General features: G+C 62.5%; 18 protein-coding genes. 3 read left to right on the forward strand and 15 right to left on the reverse strand.

The genetic code is table 11. The features are described 5' to 3' along the window. Nucleotides 1-15: 15 nt before the first annotated feature. The 4 genes from ACQ4WR_RS24695 to ACQ4WR_RS24710 are packed head-to-tail and all read right to left on the reverse strand — an operon-like array spanning nt 16 to nt 4,626. Nucleotides 16-1,173 carry an enoyl-CoA hydratase/isomerase family protein gene (locus ACQ4WR_RS24695; RefSeq protein ID WP_436490520.1) on the reverse strand — a complete coding sequence of 386 codons (1,158 nt, stop codon included), beginning with the start codon at nt 1,171-1,173 and terminating at the stop codon, nt 16-18. After that, nucleotides 1,166-1,951, reverse strand: coding sequence for an enoyl-CoA hydratase (locus ACQ4WR_RS24700; RefSeq protein ID WP_436490522.1), 786 nt, complete (start codon nt 1,949-1,951; stop codon nt 1,166-1,168). Before ACQ4WR_RS24700 ends, ACQ4WR_RS24695 begins: the two co-directional genes overlap by 8 nt. After that, nucleotides 1,948-3,108 (reverse strand): acyl-CoA dehydrogenase family protein, encoded by a 1,161-nt coding sequence (locus ACQ4WR_RS24705; protein WP_102294111.1) that lies wholly within the window; start codon nt 3,106-3,108, stop codon nt 1,948-1,950. Before ACQ4WR_RS24705 ends, ACQ4WR_RS24700 begins: the two co-directional genes overlap by 4 nt. Before the next feature lie 9 nt (nt 3,109-3,117). Further along, nucleotides 3,118-4,626, reverse strand: coding sequence for a CoA-acylating methylmalonate-semialdehyde dehydrogenase (locus ACQ4WR_RS24710; protein ID WP_436490524.1), 1,509 nt, complete (start codon nt 4,624-4,626; stop codon nt 3,118-3,120). Between the two features lie 157 nt (nt 4,627-4,783). Here ACQ4WR_RS24710 and ACQ4WR_RS24715 point away from each other — a divergent pair, with 157 nt between their 5' ends. Further along, complete coding sequence (locus ACQ4WR_RS24715; RefSeq protein WP_102294109.1) at nt 4,784-6,169, forward strand: short-chain fatty acyl-CoA regulator family protein; 1,386 nt, start codon at nt 4,784-4,786, stop codon at nt 6,167-6,169. On the opposite strand, the gene ACQ4WR_RS24720 is transcribed toward ACQ4WR_RS24715, so the two are convergent. Genes ACQ4WR_RS24720 through ACQ4WR_RS24750 form a run of 7 tightly spaced genes read right to left on the reverse strand, consistent with a single transcriptional unit; the run spans nt 6,166 to nt 13,092 of the window. Beyond that, entirely contained in the window at nt 6,166-7,227 is a 1,062-nt protein-coding gene (locus ACQ4WR_RS24720; RefSeq protein ID WP_436490526.1) for an adenosine deaminase family protein, read from the reverse strand. The two genes, ACQ4WR_RS24715 and ACQ4WR_RS24720, sit on opposite strands and share 4 nt — an antisense overlap. Before the next feature lie 25 nt (nt 7,228-7,252). Beyond that, nucleotides 7,253-8,197, reverse strand: a complete 945-nt coding sequence (locus ACQ4WR_RS24725; protein ID WP_436490528.1) for a nucleoside hydrolase — start codon at nt 8,195-8,197, stop codon at nt 7,253-7,255. A gap of 29 nt (nt 8,198-8,226) precedes the next feature. Next, nucleotides 8,227-9,258: an ABC transporter ATP-binding protein gene (locus ACQ4WR_RS24730; protein WP_102294107.1), complete on the reverse strand. Its 1,032-nt coding sequence runs from the start codon at nt 9,256-9,258 to the stop codon at nt 8,227-8,229. Nucleotides 9,259-9,271: 13 nt separating this feature from the next. Further along, entirely contained in the window at nt 9,272-10,051 is a 780-nt protein-coding gene (locus ACQ4WR_RS24735) for an ABC transporter permease (protein WP_102294106.1), read from the reverse strand. After that, the gene (locus ACQ4WR_RS24740; protein WP_102294105.1) at nt 10,048-10,887 is read right to left on the reverse strand and encodes an ABC transporter permease; all 840 of its coding nucleotides are present in this window, start codon (nt 10,885-10,887) and stop codon (nt 10,048-10,050) included. Before ACQ4WR_RS24740 ends, ACQ4WR_RS24735 begins: the two co-directional genes overlap by 4 nt. A gap of 21 nt (nt 10,888-10,908) precedes the next feature. After that, nucleotides 10,909-11,931, reverse strand: a complete 1,023-nt coding sequence (locus ACQ4WR_RS24745) for an ABC transporter substrate-binding protein (protein WP_436490531.1) — start codon at nt 11,929-11,931, stop codon at nt 10,909-10,911. 57 nt (nt 11,932-11,988) lie between these two features. Continuing rightward, nucleotides 11,989-13,092: a porin gene (locus tag ACQ4WR_RS24750; RefSeq protein ID WP_102294156.1), complete on the reverse strand. Its 1,104-nt coding sequence runs from the start codon at nt 13,090-13,092 to the stop codon at nt 11,989-11,991. A gap of 239 nt (nt 13,093-13,331) precedes the next feature. Here ACQ4WR_RS24750 and ACQ4WR_RS24755 point away from each other — a divergent pair, with 239 nt between their 5' ends. After that, nucleotides 13,332-14,249: a LysR family transcriptional regulator gene (locus ACQ4WR_RS24755; RefSeq protein WP_102294103.1), complete on the forward strand. Its 918-nt coding sequence runs from the start codon at nt 13,332-13,334 to the stop codon at nt 14,247-14,249. 92 nt (nt 14,250-14,341) lie between these two features. Here ACQ4WR_RS24755 and rsmA read toward each other — a convergent pair whose 3' ends face one another. The 4 genes from rsmA to ACQ4WR_RS24775 form a co-directional block, all read right to left on the reverse strand. Continuing rightward, nucleotides 14,342-15,121, reverse strand: coding sequence for a 16S rRNA (adenine(1518)-N(6)/adenine(1519)-N(6))-dimethyltransferase RsmA (rsmA, locus tag ACQ4WR_RS24760; RefSeq protein WP_102294102.1), 780 nt, complete (start codon nt 15,119-15,121; stop codon nt 14,342-14,344). Nucleotides 15,122-15,221: 100 nt separating this feature from the next. Next, nucleotides 15,222-16,277, reverse strand: coding sequence for a 4-hydroxythreonine-4-phosphate dehydrogenase PdxA (gene pdxA, locus ACQ4WR_RS24765; protein ID WP_436490534.1), 1,056 nt, complete (start codon nt 16,275-16,277; stop codon nt 15,222-15,224). 16 nt (nt 16,278-16,293) lie between these two features. Further along, nucleotides 16,294-17,715, reverse strand: a complete 1,422-nt coding sequence (locus tag ACQ4WR_RS24770) for a peptidylprolyl isomerase (RefSeq protein ID WP_258002915.1) — start codon at nt 17,713-17,715, stop codon at nt 16,294-16,296. A gap of 103 nt (nt 17,716-17,818) precedes the next feature. Beyond that, nucleotides 17,819-20,056, reverse strand: coding sequence for an LPS-assembly protein LptD (locus ACQ4WR_RS24775; RefSeq protein ID WP_436490537.1), 2,238 nt, complete (start codon nt 20,054-20,056; stop codon nt 17,819-17,821). 99 nt (nt 20,057-20,155) lie between these two features. On the opposite strand from ACQ4WR_RS24775, the gene ACQ4WR_RS24780 reads away from it, so the two are divergent. Further along, nucleotides 20,156-21,223: an aminoglycoside phosphotransferase family protein gene (locus ACQ4WR_RS24780; protein ID WP_102294098.1), complete on the forward strand. Its 1,068-nt coding sequence runs from the start codon at nt 20,156-20,158 to the stop codon at nt 21,221-21,223. Nucleotides 21,224-21,228 lie beyond the last annotated feature (5 nt).

Here is a 21,228-nt window from a genome sequence, read left to right on the forward strand (position 1 = left end):
GCACTACTTAAATGTTTAAATGGGTAAATCGGCCAATGGATGCTGTGTCCACGGCGCCGTGAAGTATTCATTCAGATACGCGCCGCTGACGTCGGCCAGGCTGGCCGGCTGCCACTGCGGCGCGTTGTCCTTGTCGATCAGCAAGGCGCGCACGCCTTCGCTGAAGTCCGCATGGGCACAGCACTGCACGGCCACGATGAGTTCCAGCTGGAACACCTGCGCCAGGCTCATGTGCCGCGTGCGCTCGCGCATGGCCCACACCAAAGCGGCCGAAGTAGGCGCACCTTTGGCCAGCGAGTGAGCCGCCTTTTGCAGCCACACCGAATCGCCGTCATACGCGGCAATGGCAGCCACCACTTCCGGCAAGGTGGGCGCTTGCGTCAGCACGGCGATGGCGTCGAAGTTGGCGCGCACCTCCGAGGCGGGCAAGGACGTGGCTGGCGCCGAGAAGCCGCGCAGCAAGCGATCCAGCTGCTCGCTGTTTGCCTGCGCACTGGCCTGCCATTGCGCCAGCGCCAGCGCGTCGAGCACCATGGCGCGCTCCTCCTGGCGCAGGAAATAGTCACCGAGACCCGTGTACAAGGCGTCGGCCGCGTTCATCGGCGCCCCCGTCAAGCCCAGGAACAGGCCGCTGCGGCCCGGCATGCGGCCCAGGAACCAGCTGCCGCCCACGTCGGGGAACAGGCCGATGGTAATTTCCGGCATGGCGATGCGCGTGCTTTCCGTCACCACGCGGTGGCTGGCGCCCGCCATCAGGCCCAGGCCGCCGCCCATGACAATGCCGCCGCCCCACACCAGCAGCGGTTTCGCATACGTATGGATGCGGTGGTCGAGCCGGTACTCTTCGGCAAAGAAAGCCAGCGCCTGCGGATTCGGCACCACGCCCGCTTGTTCGGCCACGGCCGTGCGCAGGCTGCGCACGTCGCCGCCCGCGCAAAAGGCCTTGTCGGTCGACGATTGCAGCACCACGCAGGCGACGGCGGCGTCATCGGCCCAGCGCACGAGGGCGCCATCGATGGCGCGTATCATCTCCAGGTTCAGCGCATGCAGGGATTTGGGCGCATCGAGCGTGATGACGCCCAGCTTCATGCCGCCGGGACAGTCGCGCTCTTCGATCTTCACCGTATCAATCAGGGTGCTTTCAGCCAAGATTTCAGCCAAGATTTCAGCCATTCTTCCACTCCGCCGGACGTTTTTCCAGGAACGCTTGCACGCCTTCTTTCTGGTCCTGCGTGTCGAACAGACCGAGGAACAGGGTGCGCTCGTCGGGCAGGGAATTGACGAGCGGATGGCTGCGCGCCCCCTGGATCAGGGTCTTGCACGCCGTCACGCTGCTGGGACTCTGGCGCGCCACCTTGGCGGCCAGGGCCAGCGCCGTGGCCGCTCCCTTGCCGGTCGGCACGACTTCCTCGACGAGGCCAATGGCCAGGGCCTTGGCCGCATCGACCCGCTCGCCGCACAAAATCATGCGCTTGGCCCAGCCTTCACCCACCAGCCACGGCAAGTGCTGCGTGCCGCCCGCGCACGGCAGCAAGCCGACGGACGCTTCCGGCAAGGCCATCTGCGCATGTTCCTCGGCGATGCGGATATCGCACGCCAGCGCGCATTCGAGCCCGCCGCCCATGGCATAGCCATTGATGGCGGCAATGCTGACGCCGCGAAACGCGGACAGCGCCTCGAACGCTTCGCCAAAGGCGGCCGCCATATTGAAGGCCATGTCCTTGTCGCCATCGGCGAACACTTTCAGGTCGGCGCCGGCCGAGAAGAACTTGGCGCCGCCGCCCGTGATCACCAGCGCGTACACGTCGGCGTCAGCTTTCAGGTCGGCCACCAGTTCCTTCAGGGCGCGCAGGCTGGCCAGGGTCCAGGTATGGGCGGGCGGATTATCGAGAGTCACCAGGGCCGTGTGGCCGCGGCGTTCCAGCAGCAAATTTGTATACACTTTAGTCATCGCAAGGTCTCCGTGGCGCCGTCTTTCAGAATCGCTCGCGCGACGATCAGGCGCATGATTTCATTCGTCCCTTCCAGGATTTGATGTACCCGCGTGTCGCGCACGTGGCGCTCGAGCGGATACTCGCGGATGTAGCCGTAGCCGCCATGCAGCTGCAGCGCATCGTTGGCGACATTAAAACCCACATCCGTGGCAAACCGTTTTGCCATGGCGCAGTAGGCCGTGGCGTCCGGGCTTTCCTGGTCGAGTTTCCAGGCCGCCAGGCGCACCATCTGGCGCGCCGCCACCAGTTCCGTCAGCATGTCCGCCAGCTTGAATTGCAAGGCCTGGAATTGCGCCAGCTCGCGGCCGAACTGCGTGCGCTCCTTCATGTACGTCTGCGCCCGCGTGAGGGCCGCCTGCGCCGTGCCCACCGAGCACACGGCGATATTGATGCGTCCGCCGTCTATGCCCTTCATGGCAATGGCAAAGCCTTCGCCTTCCGCGCCCAGCAGGTTGGCAGCCGGCACTTTCACTTGGTCAAAGCTGATGATGCGCGTGGGCTGGCTGTTCCAGCCCATCTTTTCTTCCTTCTTGCCATACACGATGCCAGGCAGGTTGGCCGGCACGGCAAAGGCAGAAATGCCGGCCGCGCCCTCGCCGCCGGTCCTCGCCATGACGATCAGCATGTCCGTCTGGCCCGCGCCGGAAATGAAAGCCTTGGTGCCGTCGAGAACGTAAAAGTCGCCATCCCTGACGGCTTTCGTGCGCAAGGAAGCCGCGTCGGAACCCGATTGCGGCTCCGTCAGGCAATAGCTGGCCAGCTTCTGGCCGGCCGCCAGGGCTGGCACCCATTCGTCGCATAGGGCTTCCTGGCCCCAGCGCGACAGCATCCAGGTGGCCATGTTGTGGATGGTGATGTAGGCCGTGGTCGAGGTGCAGCCGCCGGCCAGCTCCTCGAAGACGACGGCCGCGTCCTGGCGCGACAGGCCCAGGCCGCCCCAGCGCTGCGGCGTGTACAGGCCGCAAAAGCCCATCTCGCCCGCCTTGGCGATGGTTTCTACCGGGAAGATCGATTCCGCATCCCAATGCGCCGCCTGCGGCGCCAGTTCGCCTTCGGCAAACGCGCGCGCCGCCTGCTGGAACTCGCGCTGCTCGTCGCTCAGTTCAAAGTCCATGCCAGCTCCTTATTTGAGGCTGATGGTGGTGTTGACCTTGCCCACCGAAGCCGCGTCCGTGAACCAGCGCTGGGTAATCGTCTGTGTCTGCGTGTAGAACAGCACGACCTGCTTGCCGAACGGGCCCAGGTCGCCCAGCTTGGAACCGCGCGAACCCGTAAAGCTGAACAGCGGGACAGGCACGGGAATGGGCACGTTGATGCCGACCTGGCCCACGTCGATTTCTTCCTGGAAGTAGCGCGCGGCCGCGCCGCTTTGCGTAAACAGCGCCGTGCCATTGCCGTTCGGATTCGCGTTCACCAAGGCAATCGCTTCATCCAAAGTGTCGACTTCGACGACGATCAGCACGGGGCCAAAGATTTCCTGGTCGTACACGACCATGCCGGGCTTCACGCCAGACAGAATCGTCGGCCCGACGAAGTTGCCGTTCGGATAGCCATCGACCTTGACGTCGCGGCCATCGAGGGTCAGCACGGCGCCCTGTTCGATACCTTTGGCGACCAGGCTGAATACGCGTTCCTTGGCCGCACACGAAATCACGGGTCCCAGGTCAGGATTGTCCTTGCCCGCGCCCACCGTCAGGGTTTGCGCCTTGGCCGCCAGCTCCGGCAGCCAGTCGCGCGCCTCGCCCACCAGCACGGCGACCGAGGCGGCCATGCAGCGCTGGCCGGCGGCACCGAAGCCCGCGCCCAGCAACTGGTTCAGGGTTTGTTCTTTATTGGCATCCGGCAGCACCACGGCGTGGTTCTTGGCGCCCATCATGCATTGCGCGCGCTTGCCGTTCAAGCTGGCGCGCTGGTACACATGCGTGCCCACCTTGCTCGAACCGACGAACGAGATGGCCTTGATGTCCGGATGGTCGCACAGGGCGTTGACCACGTCCTCGCCGCCGTGGATCACGTTCAGCACGCCGGCAGGAATACCCGCCTGCAAGGCCAGGCGCACGAGTTTTTCCGTCACCAGCGGATCCTGCTCCGATGGCTTCAAGACGAAGGTGTTGCCGCAGGCAATCGCCATCGGGAACATCCACAGGGGGATCATGGCGGGGAAGTTGAACGGGGTGATGCCGGCGCACACACCCAGCGGCTGCATCACGCTGTAGGTATCGACGCCGCCGGCCACGTTTTGCGCATATTCACCCATCTGCAGGGTGCCGATATTGGCCGCGTGCTCCACCACTTCCAGGCCACGGAAGACGTCGCCTTCCGCGTCAAGCAGGGTCTTGCCCTGTTCCATGGTGAGCGTCGCGGCCAGGTCGGCCATGTTTTCGCGGATCAGCTGCTGGAGTTTGAGGAAAATGCGGGCGCGCGCGCCGATCGGCGTCTTGCGCCAGGTTTTGAACGCGCGCTGGGCCGAGGCAATGGCCGCGTTGACTTCGTCCGGCGTGGCGAACGGTACGCGGGCCAATACTTCCTGCGTGGCGGGGTTGACGACATCGCGCCAGACGGTGGTACGGGATTCAACCCATTCACCGTTGATCAAGAGGGGAACGGTCGGAATTGCAGTTTGCGTGGTCACTCGGTGTCTCCTAGTGTGGGTATAAGTCTGTTTGCATTATTCGCACAATCGCCGCCGCGAACAAGGCGTGAAAATGCGAGATAATGCAAAGCTGAATCTGTTAATCTGCAAATATTGTAAATTTGCAGATTCCACAAACCAGGCAAGGAGAAGCGCGATGGCGAAGGTTTTCATGGGCGTGCGCCTGCAGCGCCTGCGCGAGGAACGGCGCATGACGCAGGTGGCGCTGGCCAAATCCCTGGGTATATCGCCCAGCTACCTGAACCAGATGGAACGCAACCAGCGCCCGCTGACGGTGCCGATCCTCTTGCGCATCGGCACGGTACTGGGCGTCGACCCGCAGATCTTTTCCGAGCACGACAGTGCCAGCCTGGTGGCCGACGTGCGCGATGTATTCGGCGAATTGCCCGATGCGCCGCCCACCTCGATGGCGGAATTGAAAATGCTGGTGGAAAACATGCCGGAACTGGCGCGCTCGATCCTGCTGCTGCAGCGGCGCTACCGGGTGATGGCGGAACGCGCCGATACCCTGGCTGCCCGCCTCGACGACGGCAGCCGCGGCGCCAGTTCGGCGGCACCGTCCACAGACGAGGAAGTACGCGAATACCTGAACCGGCGGCAAAACTACATCGATGAACTGGACCGGGCGGCGGAACTGGTGGCGGGCGAGTTCGATCCCGCCCTGCGCACGCTCGACGCGCTGCAAGGACGGCTGCTGGAACGCCACGGCATTGAGGTGCGGCTGTCCGATGGCGACGCGGGCATGGTGCGCAAGCACCGCTACGACGCCCAGCAACAGATTTTGTGGCTGCCCGACACCCTGACGGGCGGCCAGCGCGCCTTCCAGATGGCGGCACAAATCAGCCTGCTCGAACACAGCGACCTGATCGACGCCCTGGTGCTGGCGGCGGGACTCTCCGGCGCGGCCGCGCAAACGGGCGCGCGCCTGGCGTTTTCCAATTATTTTGCCGGCGCTTTGCTGATGCCCTACCAGCGCTTTTTGCAGGCGGCGGAAACGCGCGCCTACGATATCGAGCGCCTGGCGCACCAGTTCGGCGTGGGTTTTGAAGCCGTATGCCACCGCCTGAGCACCATGCAGCGCCCCGAGGCGGCGGGGCTGCCCTTCTTTTTCGTGCGCGTCGACCGCGCGGGCAATGTGTCGAAGCGCCAGTCGGCCACGGACTTTCACTTTTCCAGGGTGGGCGGCACCTGTCCGCTGTGGATCGTCTACGATGCCTTCAGCCACCCGGGCCAGGTGCTCACGCAAGTGGCCAGCATGCCGGACGGCTGCACCTATCTGTGGATCGCGCGCCAGGTCAGCACGGCGTCACCGGGTTTCAGGGCACCGGGGAAAACCTTTGCCGTGGCGCTGGGCTGCGACATCTCGCAGGCGCACCGGCTGATCTATTCGAAGGGACTCGACTTGCACGACCCCACCAGTGCCACGCCGATCGGCACGGGCTGCAAGGTATGCGAGCGCCAAAGCTGCCCGCAGCGGGCGTTTCCATCCTTGCTGCTGGCCGTGCCTCCCGTATCTGCTTAAGACTCGTCGACCACGCGCGCGCGCAGCGCGTCGAACTCGCGCGAAAATTGCGCGCGCCAGTCGCGCCGCACGCTGTCGTCGATCCAGGCCGCGTCCAGGCCATTCAACATGAAGCCGCGCATGTCGTCCAGGCCGAAACCGAACTCGCGCATCATCATCCAGGCGCCCGTCGGCGTCACGTGGTGCAGGGTCGGATCGTCCGTGTTCGGATGCAGTTTCAGACCCAGCTTGGCCATGGCGCGGATCGGGTGGTCCAGGGCCCAGCGCTCGGGCGCCAGGGTGCGCAGATAATAGGAATTGGTTGGCACCACGGTAAACACCAGGCCGCGTTCCACGCAGCGCTGCGCCAGGGCCGGATTGTCGACGATGGTGTAGCCGTGGTCGACCCGGTCCACCTGCAGCTGCTCGATGGCCGTTTCCACGTTCATCCACGGCATGCCGAATTCACCCGCATGCGCCGTGCATTTGAAGCCGGCGGCGCGCGCGGCGCGGTAGGCGTCGATGAACAGCTCGGGCGGACGGTCATTTTCGCGGTAATCGATGCCGATGCCGATGACTTCCGGCGCACGGTAGGCCTTCATCCATTCCACCATCTGCACGGCTTCGGCAGGGCTGGCTTCGCGGTCGATGCTGGGAATCAAACGGCCGATCACGCCGAAGTCGCGCTGCGCGTCGCGGATGGCGGCGACGATGGCGTCTTGCGCCGACTCGTAGCGGATGCCCGACACGCGCACCGTGCCGGTCGGGTTCCAGAAGAACTCCGCATAGCGCACGCCATGGCCATGCGCGTCTTCCAGGTATTCATACGCCAGGCAATACAGGTCCGTGGGCGAAACGATCAGGTGCGCATCGAGCGCGCGCAGCACGCGCAGCACGCCGACGGGCTTGTCGCCGCGCGTGTAGAAAGAGTCGATTTCCTCGGGGGTGACGACATTGCCCGTCTTCGCGGCCAGCGCGCGGAAAGTTGCCTGGCGCACCGTGCCGAACAAATGGCAATGCAGCTCCACTTTCGGCATGGCGCGTAAAAACTGTTCGATGCTCAGGGGGGAATTAGACATGAAGCTCGTTTCGTAATGGAGTGGATCAGGCGAGGATGCCGGCGAGGCGCTGCATCAGCAGTGCGATGGCGGCCGGGCCATCGGCCAGCATCGCCACCTGCGTGTTGATGGGCGCGCGGCGCGGCACGCGAAACTCGCACACCGTCATGCCGCGCGTCAGTTCGCCCGTCAATTCGATGGCCACGTGGGCGCTCTGGAACTGGAACAGCTGCGGCGCTTCCAGGTACAACGCCACCACGGGGTCGTACATGGGCATGGGCACGGAACCGTCCGCGCTGCGGATGCGCACATACGCTTCCAGGTAGCCGGCCAGACGCTGCGCGCGCGGCGTGCCGATGGCGCGCAGCTGCTGCACTTCGGCGTTCGTCACCAGGAGCTGGCGGCACAGGTTCAGGCCGAACATGCGCAGCGGGATGCCGGCCTGGAAAACTTGCGCGGCCGCTTCCGGATCGGCATAGATATTGAATTCCGCCGCCGCCGTGTGATTGCCCTGGTCGGTCGAGCCGCCCATCAAAATAATCTCGACGATTTTTTCGGCGATGTCCGGTGCACGGCTCAAGGCCGTGGCCAGGTTGGTCATCGGCGCAATGGCCATGATGGTGATCTGGCCAGGGTGGGCGCGCACGGCATCGATCAGCGCGTCGACCGCGTGACCAGAAGCATCAACGGCGGCACCCGACGGCAGGATTTCTCCCGTCGTCGGCATGCCGCTGTCGCCGAGGATGCGCTGCGCCGTTTCGATGACGCCGGCCAGCGGCTTTTCGCAGCCGCGGTAGATCGGCACCGTCAAGCCATCATGGGCCTTGATGCGCAAGGCGTTGTCATAGGTGATGTCGACGGGCGCATTGCCCGCCACCACGCTCACGCCCAGCCATTCGATGCCGGGGTTGCTGCCCAACAGCAGCATCGTCAGCCAGTCGTCGAAACCGGGATCGGTATCGAGCCAGATCTTTTTCAAACGCTTGTCCATGATGGTTCCAGTAGAAGTTAGGCAGCCAATTACGCAGCCAAGCACAGGGCGCTGTCGGCCGGCAGCACGAACGAGACAGCCGTGCCTTCGCGCCAGGCGGCGCCACCGGCCGCACAGATGCCCTTGACCTGGCCCAGCGGCGTTTGCAGCAGGTATTCGACGGTGTCGCCGAGGAAGCCGCGCGCCAGCACGGTGCCTGGATACTGGCCCGCCGCGTCGTCGGCCGCGCAGACGCGCACCTTGTCCGGACGCCAGCCCAGCACCGTGGTGCCGCTGCTCACCGGCGCCGTGTACGGCAGGCTGGCGCCCGCATGGTGCAAGCCGCCGTCGCGGTAGTCAAACAGGTTTTCAAAGCCCATGAAGTTGGCAACAAAGCGCGTCGACGGCGTATTGAAGACGGCTTCCGGCGCGGCCAGTTGCTCGATGCGCCCGCCATTCATGACGACGATGCGGTCGGACAGGGCCAGCGCTTCTTCCTGGTCGTGCGTGACGTACAGCATGGTGATGCCCAGCTCGCGCTGGATGCGGCGCAGCTCGGCGCGCATCTGCACGCGCAGCTTGGCGTCCAGGTTCGACAGCGGTTCATCGAGCAGCAGCAGGGCCGGTTCGACGACGATGGCGCGCGCCAGCGCCACGCGCTGCTGCTGGCCACCGGACATCTGCGCCGGCAAACGGGTTTCAAACCCCGTCAGTCCCACGGCGGCGATCACCGCTTCCACCTTGGTTTTCAGCAGGGCCGGCGCGACCTTGCGCAGGCGCAGCCCAAACGCGATGTTGTCGTAGACGTTCAGGTGCGGGAACAGCGCATACGACTGAAACACCATGCCGATATTGCGTTTATTCGGCGCCAGCTTGCCGATTTCGCGGCCGTCGAGCACGATGCGGCCCGACTGCAGCGGCATCAGGCCGGCAATGGCGCGCATGGTGGTGGTCTTGCCGCAGCCGCTGGGGCCCAGCAGGGAAATCAGCTCGCCCTGCTCGACGTGCAGGTCCAGGTCTTTGACGGACGTTGTGTTCTTGGCGTAGCCGAGGTTCAGCTTGTGCAGTTCCAGATAACTCATGGTGTGTTGCCTCTTACATGTATTTAGAAATGCCCAGCACCTTCTCGGTCACCATCACGAACGCCATGGTGAACAGGACCAGCAAGGTCGACAGGGCAGCGATCGACGGATCAAAACTGTTTTCCATATGGCCCAGCATCTCGATCGGCAAGGTGCTGATGCCGGGACCCGTCAGGAACAGCGAGACGGGCACCTGGTTGAACGAGGTGACGAAGGCCAGGAAGAAGGCGGCGATCACGGCATTGCGGATATTCGGCAGCACGATCATGAAGAAGGCGCGCAGGCGCGACGCGCCCAGGGTGATGGCGGCATCCTCGATATCCACGCGTAAATTCACCAGGCTGGCGTACACCACGCGCACCGAATACGGAATCAAGAGCGCGATATGGCCGATCAGCAGGCCCGCGTAGACGGGCGCGTTAATCGTCAGCACCAGGTGGTGCAGCAAACCCAGGCCAACCAGGATGGCGGGAATGATCAGCGGCGACGTCAGTACCTGGCGGATGGCACCGATGCCTGGCGGCGGCATGCGCGAAAACGCATACGCGACGGGAATGCCCAGGGCCAGGGCGATGACGGTGGCGATCAGGCCGATTTCAAGGCTGGTCTGGAAGGCGCGACGGAACTCGGGCGCCGACCACACTTCGATGATCCAGCGCAGCGAATACGACTCGGGCGGGAAGGCCAGGGTTTCGCCGCCGGAAAAGCCCGCCAGCACGACAATGGCGAAAGGCCCCAGCAGGAACAAAAACACCAGCCACAGGACGGCGCGCGAGAACAAGCTTTCTTTCATACGGAGCTCCGGCTCGAGGAAATACGTTTAAGGCCGGCATTCACCAGCAGGGTCATGCAAACGAGGATGACGGCGATGACATTCGCCGCACCGAAATCGCTCTCCACGCTGACCTTCTGGTACAGCAGGGTTTCCAGCATCAGCACCTTGGTGCCGCCCAGCAGGGCCGGCGTCACGTAAGCCGTCACGCAGCCCGTAAACACCAAGGTGCCGCCAACGACCAGGCCTTCCTGCGTCAGCGGCAGGGTGACCTTGCAGAATACTTGCCATGGATTCGCGCCCAAAGTCGCCGCGGCCGGTTCCACGTCGCGCGGCAGGTTTTCCAGCGCGCCCGCCAGCGACATCAGCATCAAAGGCAGCAGCAGTTGCAGCAGGCCGACAAAGACGGCAAATTCGCTGAACAGCAAACGCAGCGGTTCTTCCGTGAAGCCCATGTTGACCAGCGCCGCGTTGACGGCGCCGTTACGGCCCAGCAGCACGATCCAGGCGTAGGTACGCGCGATCGGCGAAACCATCAGCGGCAGGATCATCATGCCGACCACCAGGCCGCGCCACTTCGGCGACACGCGCGCCACGGCCTGCGCGGCCGGGTAGCCGAGGATGACGGAGGCCAGGGTCACCAGCGCGGCGATGCGCAGGGTGCGCCAGAAGATGGTGCGGTTGAATTCCTGCGAGAAGAATTCAATGAAGCGGTCAAAGCCCCACTGCATGCCGTCGCCGACGCGGAAGGCGTCGACCAGCAAGGCCAGCACGGGCAACAGGAAGCAGACGACGATAAAGATCAGCGCGGGCAGGACCAGCAGCAGGCCCAGGCGCTTTTTTGGATCAGCAAACATGGTGTTTTCTCCTCGTCACCACTATTTGCTCATGGCCTTGTTCCACTGCGTCATCCAGTTGCTGCGCTGCTTGAGGATGGTTTCCGGCTTGACGAATTTCAGCGAGCTGATTTGATCGGCGCCATAGGTGTTGAATTGCGCAGCTGCCACGGACAGGCGCACTTCCTTGTTGACGGGCGAATCGACCAGGTTGGTGGCCAGCTGCGTCTGCACTTCCTTCGACAGCCAGAAATCCATCAGCTGGTAGGCCAGGTCGGCGTTCTTCGAGCCGGCGACGATGCCCATCACGTTCATGCCGGCCGCCTGGCCTTCGGCCGGGATGCTCCATTTCAGGGGCAGGCCCGTCTTGAGCATTTGCGACCAGGTAAAGCGTGCCACGGGCGCGGCCCAGATTTCATCCTGGGCAAACAGGGCCGCCAGCTGCGCGCTGTTTTTCGAGAAAGTGACGACGTTGCCCTTCATGCCGACGATCTTCGCAAAACCGGTGGCGTAGTCATCCGTCTTGCCGCCCCAGGCCGCATCGGCCATGCGCAGCATCAGCGGGCCCTGCGTGGTGCTGACGTCAGGGAAGGCGACGCGGCCTTTCAGTTCAGGGCGCCACAGGTCCTTCCACGACGTCAGCGGGGCAATCTTGTCGCTGCGGTACACCAGGCCCACGGAATACAGGGTGTAGCCAACGGCGTAGTTGCCGCCGACGGGGTTTTTCGCCACGTCGTACAGCTCCTTGTAATTACTCAGCTTGGCGTAATCCATGGGCTGGATGACGCCTTTCTGCGCCGCTTCCAGCATGCCGGAATCGGACAGCAACACCAGGTCGATCACCGGATTCTTGCTGTGTACCACCAGCTTGGCGATGCGGTCCGCGTTATTGCCCGTTTCCACCTTGATATCGCAACCGCATTTGGCCTTGAACGGCTCGTACACATACTTCATGAACAAGGGCTGGGCAATCGGATAAGCCGAGATAACCAGCGTGCGTTTTTCCGCGTGGGCGGCGCTAGCCAGCAAGCCTAGGCTCAACGCCAACATGAGGTGCTTTTTCAAGATGCTTCCTTTCAGGGGGCGGCGCTGGGGGACAGCGCCTGTAAAGATGTATCAGTATCAGAAATAATGTCGCATGCCAACGATCAGGACGCTCTGCGTCTTGCCGCCCGAGGCGCCGAAGCCGAACACGCGGGCAAACGTCGCATCTCCCGCCGCCTTCTGGTAGCTCCAGGTGATGGCGACATCGGTGCGCTTGGACAGGAAGTAATCGGCCTGGAAGTTGACCTGATGCCATTTCGGCGTCTTGTTGACCACATCATATTTACCGGTGGTAAAGAAATACGATGCGCCCAGGTTCAGCGCTTCCGTCAGCTTGTGGTTCATGTTCAGATCCACGTTTTGCAGGGTCAGATTGCTTTGATCCATGTAGTGGTAGCGCACGTTGGTGTACAGCGCGCCGAACTTGGTCCTGCCCACATTATAAAAGCCTCCCGTGCCGGCGATGGCCTGGTCATTCACGCCGGCGCCGCTGACGGCGCTCTTGTTGAAGATCAGCAAAGAACTGCCATAGTCATTGCCGATGGCGCCATTCGGCGCGTCCGGGGCATTCGGGTGATCCATCTTGGTATACGCGACGGCCCAGCTGAAGGCATCGACTTTGTAGCCGGCGCCCATGCTGTAGACACGGTTGCGGTTGGAATCTTCCGGATTTTCGCTGAAACCATACAAGCCCGTGAACGACAGGTTGCTGATGTTCGGGCTGACGTACTTGACGGCGTTTTGCACGCGCAAATTGTTGTAGCCATTGTCGTTGTCGCCGATGTGCACGCCGTTACTGGCGATGACGACCGGGCCCAGCAGATCCTTGACGGCTTCATACTGGCGGCCCAGGGTCAAGGTGCCCTTGTCGTTGCTGGACAGGCCCACGTAGGACTGGCGGCCAAACAGGCGGCCGCTTTGCGCCGCCGTGCCCGTCATGACATTGAAGCCGTTTTCCAGCACGAAGATCGCCTTGGTGCCGTTGCCCAGGTCTTCCTGGCCGCGGAAACCGATGCGCGGATTCTGGTTCGTGCCGCTCAACGCATGCGTGCGGCTGCCCTTGCCTTCATCCGAGACATAGCCGATGCCGGCCGACAGCAAGCCATACACCTGCACGCTGCTTTGCGCCTGCGCCACGCCGTGCGCCGCCAGCAAGCCCCCTACCACCATAGTTCCAGTCATCCATTTGTTCATCGCCGCCGCCCTAAAAAAGAATAAACCCTGAGTTTTTTGGAATTATTTTTGATCGCTTGTGTCGCTTGCATGCTGGCTGCCGCGTGTGCCGGCGCCGCCCGGCAAGCACTTCCCTGAAAATTGTTGCCTTCAAGACAAGTAAAGACCAGTCCAGAATATGGTAAATTGCGGGATAAGAAAATTTGTTTATTTTTATAAATCCATTACTTTTTCTAATAAGCAAACCCATGCATGAGTTGAGCAAGAAAATTTCCTTACGACATTTACAAGCGTTTTCCACCCTAGCCCGGGTAAACAGCTTCAGCAAGGCTGCACAAGAATTGTGCGTGACCCAGCCGGCGCTCAGCGCCTCGATCAAGCTGCTGGAAAATCAATTGGGAAAAAAGTTGTTTAACCGCACAACCCACCAGCTGGAGCTGACGCGCGAAGGCAAACTGGCGCTCGACTACGCGACGCATTTGCTCAATACGGCGAGCAATACCTTTGCCGATATCCAGCGCGCAATCGGCAGCGGACGCCACCGCATCCGCATCGGCGCCATCCCGTCGGCCATGGCCATGACGGCGGCCGTGGTGGCCCGCTACAGCGAACAGCATGGCGATGAAGTGGAAATCGTCCTGTCCGACATGCCCAACGATGGCTTGCTGCACGCCCTGCATTCGGGCCAGCTGGATTTTTGCGTGGGCATTGACGTGCCCGGTTCCGTGTCGCTGGAAAGCGTCGGCCTGTTCGAGGACGAACTGGTACTGGTGACGGCGGGACGCCATGCGCTGGCGCCGCTGAAGCAAGTGCGCTGGGAACAGCTGGCGGGACAGGAAATCGTCGTGTTTACCAAGGGCAGCATCTGGGAATTCGCCTCCAGCGCGCTGCGCCAGCATGGCTTGAGTCCGTCGAGCCTGTACCAGATGATCCACAGCGAATCGCTGTACGGCGTGGTGCGCGCCGGCATCGCCGTGGGCATCATGCCCAGCCTGTACACGACTTTCCTCAACGACGAGGACCTGCACGTGGCGCCCCTGCGCCTGCCCACTTGCAAGCGCAAGATCGCCTTGATGCGGCGCAATGAAATCAGCCGCAACCACCACGTGGACGATTGCTTTTCAGCGCTGCGGCAGGATTTGCAGCAGGTCGACCAGTGGTTTTGAGTTAAGCCAGCACTGCCGGGGTCAGCCCCCCGCTCACGTCGGCGTCTGCTCAGACGCCGGTGGTGAAGAGGGTCTGACCCCAGCCTTTGCGATTACTGCGGTGCCTTCAGCAAGTTCGCCAGCGCCACGTATTGCTCCAGCCCCACCGTTTCCGGACGCAACGTCGGGTCGATGCCGGCCGCCTTGATTTGCTCTTCCGTAAACATCCCGGCCAGGCAATTGCGGATCACCTTGCGGCGTTGCGAGAAGGCCTTCATGACCACCGCTTCCAGGGTGGCCTGGTCGCAGGCCAGGCGCTCGTGGACCGGGATCATGCGCACGATGGCCGACTCCACTTTCGGCGGCGGATCGAAGGCCGTCGGCGGCACGATGAACAGCAGCGACATGTCATAGCGCCACTGCAGCATCACGGACAAGCGGCCGTAGGCCTTGCTGCCCGGTTCGGCCACCATACGCTCGACGACTTCCTTTTGCAGCATGAAATGCTGGTCCTGCACCAGTGGCGCGAAGTCCGCCAGGTGGAACAGCAGCGGGCTGGAAATGTTGTACGGCAAGTTACCCACGATGCGCAGCTTCTGGCCGGCCGGCACGGGGATTTGCGCGAAATCGAATTTCAGCGCGTCGCCCGAGTGGATCGTCAGCTTGGCGGGATTAAACGTTTTTTCCAGGCGCACGATCAGGTCGCGGTCCAGTTCCACCACGTGCATCTGTTTCAGATGGCGCAGCAGCTGCTCCGTCATGGCGCCCAGGCCGGGGCCGATCTCGACCATGGCATCGTCCGGCTGCGGCCCGATCGCGGCCGTGATGTCGTCGAGGACGAAGCGGTCATGCAGGAAGTTCTGGCCAAAGCGTTTGCGGGCAACGTGTTTCATAATGTGTTTTCTATTAATGCGGTAAAGCCGGCACAGGCCGGCGGAATCGGTTGGGCAGGCAGCGTCGGGTTACGCCGTACCGGCCAACCCGACCTGCGCCCTATGCTCTGGTCGGGGTGCTGGCGCGCAGCATGTCGAGCGCCGTTTGCAGGGCGTGCCGCATGCTGTGGTCGTCAGCCAGTCCCAGCCCTTGCGCGGCCAGGTCCAGCGCCGTGCCGTGGTCGACCGAGGTGCGTATCAGCGGCAAGCCCAGGGTGATATTGATGCCGCGCCCGAAGGTCGCGTATTTCAGCACGGGCAGGCCCTGGTCGTGGTACATGGCCAGCACGCAGTCGGCGTCCGCCAGGTATTTGTGCTGGAACAGGGTATCGGCCGGATACGGCCCGCGCGCATCGATGCCACGCGCTTGCGCCGCGGCAATCGCGGGCGCGATGACATCGATTTCCTCGCGTCCCAGATAGCCGCCCTCGCCCGCATGCGGGTTCAGGCCGGCGACCAGGATGCGCGGCGCGGCGATGCCGAATTTGCACTGCAGGTCCGCCTGGAGGATGTCCAGCGTCGTCGCCAGGCTGGCTGGTGTGATGGCGGCGGACACGTCCTTCAATGGCAGATGCGTGGTGGCCAGCGCCACGCGCAGGGTCGGTTCGCCATGGCCGGGTTCGCCGGCCAGCATCATGACCACTTGCGGTGTGCCGGTTTTTTCCGCCAGGTATTCCGTGTGGCCGGAAAACGCCACGCCGGCGTCATTGATCGTGCTCTTTTGCAAGGGCGCCGTGACCATGGCGCCGAACCAGCCCGCCTTGATGCCTTCCACGGCCGCGTCCAGGGTATCGAGCACGGCGCGCCCGTTATCCTTGTCGAGTACGCCAGGGATGACATTGTTCTCGGTGGGGATGTCGATCACGGCCAGGCGGCCGGGGCCGAATTGCGGCAAGCCGCTGTTGCGCACGGCTTGCAGCGACAATGCGGCCAGGCGGATCTCCGGATCGATCAGGCTGGCCGTCAGCGCGAGGAAGGCGGCGTCGCCCAGCAGGATGCAATTGACCTCATGGCGCATGGCCCAGGCGGCGCGGATGGAAATTTCCGGGCCGACACCCGCCGGCTCGCCACAGGTGATGGCGATGGCGGGACGGTGTGGTGCAGTCTGGGTACTCATGCGCAAACGGTCACAATCACTGGTCTTCCGGACGGAATTCGACGTAGGCGCGGTCGCGCACTTCGCGCGCCCAGTTTTCCGTCGCTTCTTCCAGCTTGCGCTCGCGCAAGGCATTGCGCGCGGCACTGCGCTGCTTCTCTTTCGAGACGTCATCGCTCTTGCGTTCCAGCACTTCGATCAAGTGGAAACCAAAACTCGATTCGATCGGCTGGCTCACTTCGCCCGGTTTCAGCGCATTCATCGCCGCTTCGAATTCCGGCACGGTATCGCCAGGATACAGCCAGCCCAGGTCGCCGCCCTTGGCAGCCGAGCCGTCGTTCGAGAACAAGCGGGCCAGGTCTTCAAACTTGGCCGCCTTGTTGTCGAGACGCTCCTTCAATTCGGCCAGCTTGCGCTTGGCTTCGGCGGCCGACAGGGTCGGGGTCACTTTCAGCAGGATGTGGCGCGCATGCGTCTGCTGCACGGCGGCCACGGCTTGCGCCTCGGCGGCGCTGCGGCGGTCCACCAGTTTCAGGATATGGAAGCCCGTGTTGCTCTTGATGATGGGCGTGATCTGGCCCGGTTTCAGTTTCAGCAACTGTTCCGTGAACAGGGGCGGCAGGCGGTCGCTATTGCGCCAGCCGATATCGCCGCCGCTCAGCGCATCGCTGGCGTCGGAATACGTGGCGGCCATCTTGGCGAAATCGGCGCCCGTGCGCAGCTGGCGGCTGACTTCTTCGGCACGCGCGCGGCGCGCGGCGATCTGTTCCGGGCTGGAATTTTCCGGGATGCGCACGAGAATCTGCGCCAGGTTCAGCTCGACCTGTTCGCTGGCCGCCGCTTTTTCCGCTTCCAGGAAGTTGTCGACCTCGGAGTCCGAGATCTGGATCTTGGCGTCGACTTCATGCTCGCGCAGGCGCTGCATGATGATTTCATCGCGGATTTCTTCGCGGAAGGTTGCAAATGGCGTGCCTTCTTTTTCCATCTGGTTGCGCAAGTCCTGCACCGTCATCTTTTGCTGTTCAGCAATACGGCCAATCGCACGGTCGAGGGTCTGGTCATCGACGCGCACGCCCATTTCCTTGGCCAGCTGCATCTGTGCGCGCTCAACAATCATGCGCTCCAGCAATTGACGGCGCAAGTCGGCAGGATCGGGCAAGGGCACGTTCTGCGCCTTCATGCGCTGCTCCACGCTCTTGATGCGCGCCGCCACTTCATTGCGCGTGATCACATCGTCATTGACGACGACGGCGATGGAATCGATGGTCTGGCCACTGCTCGATGCTGGCGGCGTGAAACCTTTCACTGGCGCAGCTGCAGGTTTCGCCGCAGCGGCCGCAGGTGCGGCAGCGGTGGGCGCGGCGGCAGGCGCTGGCGCAGCCTGTTGCGCCCAGACACTACTGGTCGTGGCGCCGGAAATGGCGCACAACAGAACCGTTGCAATTTTGAGTTGGTGCATACTGGCATTACGCATAATGTGTAGAGCGCTCATGAGTTCAAGTGAATAAAAAAACCGGTTGGTGCCAGCGCCGGGGAGTCCGGCGGCGGCAACGGTGCCCATCTTAACGGAGTGGCTGGCTCAGTGCCTGATAACCAGGGATGGTTTTGGTAAAGGTATCCAGGCCATTCGCCCCCAGGCCCAGGCCGCTCGACAAGCCCGTCAACTCCAGCTGGAAGAAGATTGGCGTCGAGGCATCCTTGGTCGAGGTCACGAAACGCTGCGCGCCCATGCGGAACACCCAGCAGTCGCCCTTGTATTCCAGGCCGATCAGGCCATCAAGCAAGCGCCGGTCCAGCAGGGAATAACTGATGCGGCCCACGCCATACAGGCGGTTCGTCAGCGGCCACTGGGTCGACACTTCCGCATTGCGCATGCTGCCACGCTGGAAGCGATTACTGAAATTCAATACTTTCTTCGGACCGGGCTGATATTGCAAGGTGTAGTTGTAGCTCATCAGCTGGCTGTCGCTGGGATTGTACTGCACCAGGCTGTCGACGGTCCAAGTCTCCGACACGCGGCCCGTTGCCGCCAGCAGGATGTCCGAACGCGACTGGTTGACCGGCGTGGTCGAATTGAGCTGCACGCGCTGGTCGGCAAAATAGAAGCGCTGGCCGAAGGTCAGGCGCAAGCGCTCGGCGCCATCCGGTTGCAGGAAGCGCGAAACGACGGCCGCCGTCACCTGGTTGGCATCACCGATGCGGTCGCTGCCGACGAAGCGATTCTCCGTGAAAATCTGCGTCAGGTTGAAGGTGCCGTTATCCGTATCGAATTTCGGGAACTGCGACTGGTCGCGGTAAGGCGTGTAGACATAGAACAGGCGCGGCTCCAGCGTTTGCGTGCCACCCTTGCTACCAAACAGATTCGTGTCGCGCTCGAACACCAGGCCGCTGTCGAGAGAGAACGTCGGCACGGCGCGTGTCAGCGAGGTCTGCGGGAACTGCGCCTTGGTCGTGGCGTCGGTGTCGAGCTGGTAGGCGCTGGCGTTCAGCATCAGCTTGGGCGTGATGAAATAGCCCGGACGCACGATGGGGAAGCTCACTTGCGGCACGACCACCAGGCGCGAGCCTTGTACATCGGTCGGGTGCGAGAAACGCGTCGCTTCCGCGTCGAAGGTCCAGTCGAAACCGCCCCAAACATCATATTTTCCAGCGTGGAAGTTAACCGCTGGCAAACGGTCGTACGGGCGTGGCACCACCACGCTGGGATCGGGATCCTGCAGCACCTGGTAGTTTTGCACACGCGCCGTCAGGGTCCAGTCTTCGGTACGGTAATCAGTACGCAATTCGCGCAGCAACTGGCGCTCGGTGGCGCTGGCCACGTTCTTCGAGAAATCGTTTGGATAATTATTATCCGATGCGTCGCGCACATCCCAGCTGTAAGTCCAGTCCTTGGCCAATGCCTGTTCATGCTTGGACTTGATCATGTAGCGGTCGGTCTTGGTCTGCTTGTCGTTTGGCAGATACTCGATCGATGTCTCGCCCTGGTACAGGCCGGCGTCCGTCTCGCCCAGGTAGCGTCCGATCGCGCCGAGCTGGATACCGCGGCGCTGTATGTATTTAGGCAACAGGGTCAGGTCGCGGTTCGGCGCGATATTCACGTAATACGGTACTGTCAGCTCGAAGCCATTCTTCGAGGCAAAGCCCGGCGTCGGCGCCAGCCAGCCCGAGCGGCGCGCGCCTGACAGCGAAAACGAAATGCCGGGCGTGCCCAGGATGGGCACATCCTTGAAATAGATGATGGTCTTGCTGCCCGTGCCCACGTCGCGGCCCGTATCGAGGTTCAAGGTGCTCGATTTCAGGTACCAGTCCGGGTTCGGCCCTTCGCAGGTACTGTAGGTACCCTCGATAACATTGGCCTCGTCTGGATTGATGAAGTCGACACGCTCGGCCTTGCCTTGCCCGCCGCCCACTTCAAAACGGTAGGTGGGATTGAGCAGGAAACCCTTGCCCGTCTCCATGTTCAGCTTCAACACGTCGCCCGTGTAGTAATTGCCAAAACGCCACATCTTGATATGGCCTTCGGACTCAAACTGATCCTCAACTTGTTTGTAACAAGCTGTATCGGAAGTCATTTTTGTGGTTTTTCCGCGCTCAATCACGACATTTTTGTCGAGATTGATCTCCCTTTCCGGTCGGCCGTTCATGCTTTCCGCCGTCATGACAGTAGGTGCGTCCGGATCTTCCACATGAACCGGGCGCGGGGCTTTTTGGGCGTGAACAGGCACCGTCGTGGCGGCGACGAGCGCGCTGATGGCGAAAGCCCAGCGCTGCGAAGGGGGGGAGGCCGAAAACCAGCTCATGAATTGGAAGGGGCAAGCACCATTGACAGGCGATTTTTTGATTTGAATCCCTTATTATATGGGAATCTGCACCATCAACCCGATTCCACAGGCCGCTTAATGTCATTCTCTTCCAATTCCTCCACCGCGACGGCCTCGGCCGACGCTCGCCTGACCCTGTTGAAAGCCTGGTTGACCTCGCTGAACCTCGTCGTGCCCGATTCCGCCCGTCCCGCTTCCAGCGACGCCAGCTTCCGCCGCTACTACCGGCTCGACGTGCTGCCCGGCACTGCAACATTGCCAGGAAAGACACTGATCGCCATGGACGCGCCGCCGGAGCGCGAAAACGTGCCCGCCTTCGTCAAGGTCGCCGGCTTGCTGAAAGGCGCCGGCGTGTCCGTGCCCGAAATCATTGCGCAAGACCTGGACAACGGCTTCCTGCTGCTGTCCGACCTGGGCACGACCACCTACCTGGACGCCCTGAACCACGACAACGCCAGCGTGCTGTACGCCGAAGCGCTGGAATCGTTGATGAAAATCCAGCTGGCCAGCCAGCCGGACGTCTTGCCCGAATTCGACCGCGCCTTCATCCTGCGCGAAATGCATCTGTTCCCGGAATGGTTCATCGGCAAGCACCTGGGCGCCACCTTGACGGATGTGCAACAAACCCAGCTGGACAAGGTCTTTGAAGCCATCACGGCGAACATCTTGTCGCAGCAACAAGTATTCATGCACCGCGACTACCACTCGCGCAACTTGATGCACATCAACGATGGGTCCATCCCGAATCCCGGCATCCTCGACTTCCAGGACGCCGTCTTCGGCCCCGTCACCTACGACATCGCCTCGCTGCTGCGCGACGCGTATATCCAGTGGGATGAAGAACTGGTGCTCGACTGGGTGATCCGCTACTGGCAGCGCGCCAAGCAGCTGGGCTTGCCGGTCAATCCCGACATCGACGCCTTCTACCGCGATTTCGAATTCACGGCCCTGCAGCGCCACCTGAAAATCCTCGGCCTGTTCGCGCGCCTGAATTACCGCGACGGCAAGGATCTGTACATGGGCGACCTGCCAACCGTGCTCGACTACGTGCGCAAGACGGCCAACCGCTATACCGAACTCAAGCCGCTGGTGCGTTTGCTCGATGCCTTGGAGAATAAAACGCCGCAAGTCGGCTACACCTTCTGAGGACA

Source organism: Janthinobacterium amylolyticum (assembly GCF_051380655.1).
In the GTDB taxonomy this organism is placed as follows: Bacteria; Pseudomonadota; Gammaproteobacteria; order Burkholderiales; family Burkholderiaceae_D; genus Janthinobacterium.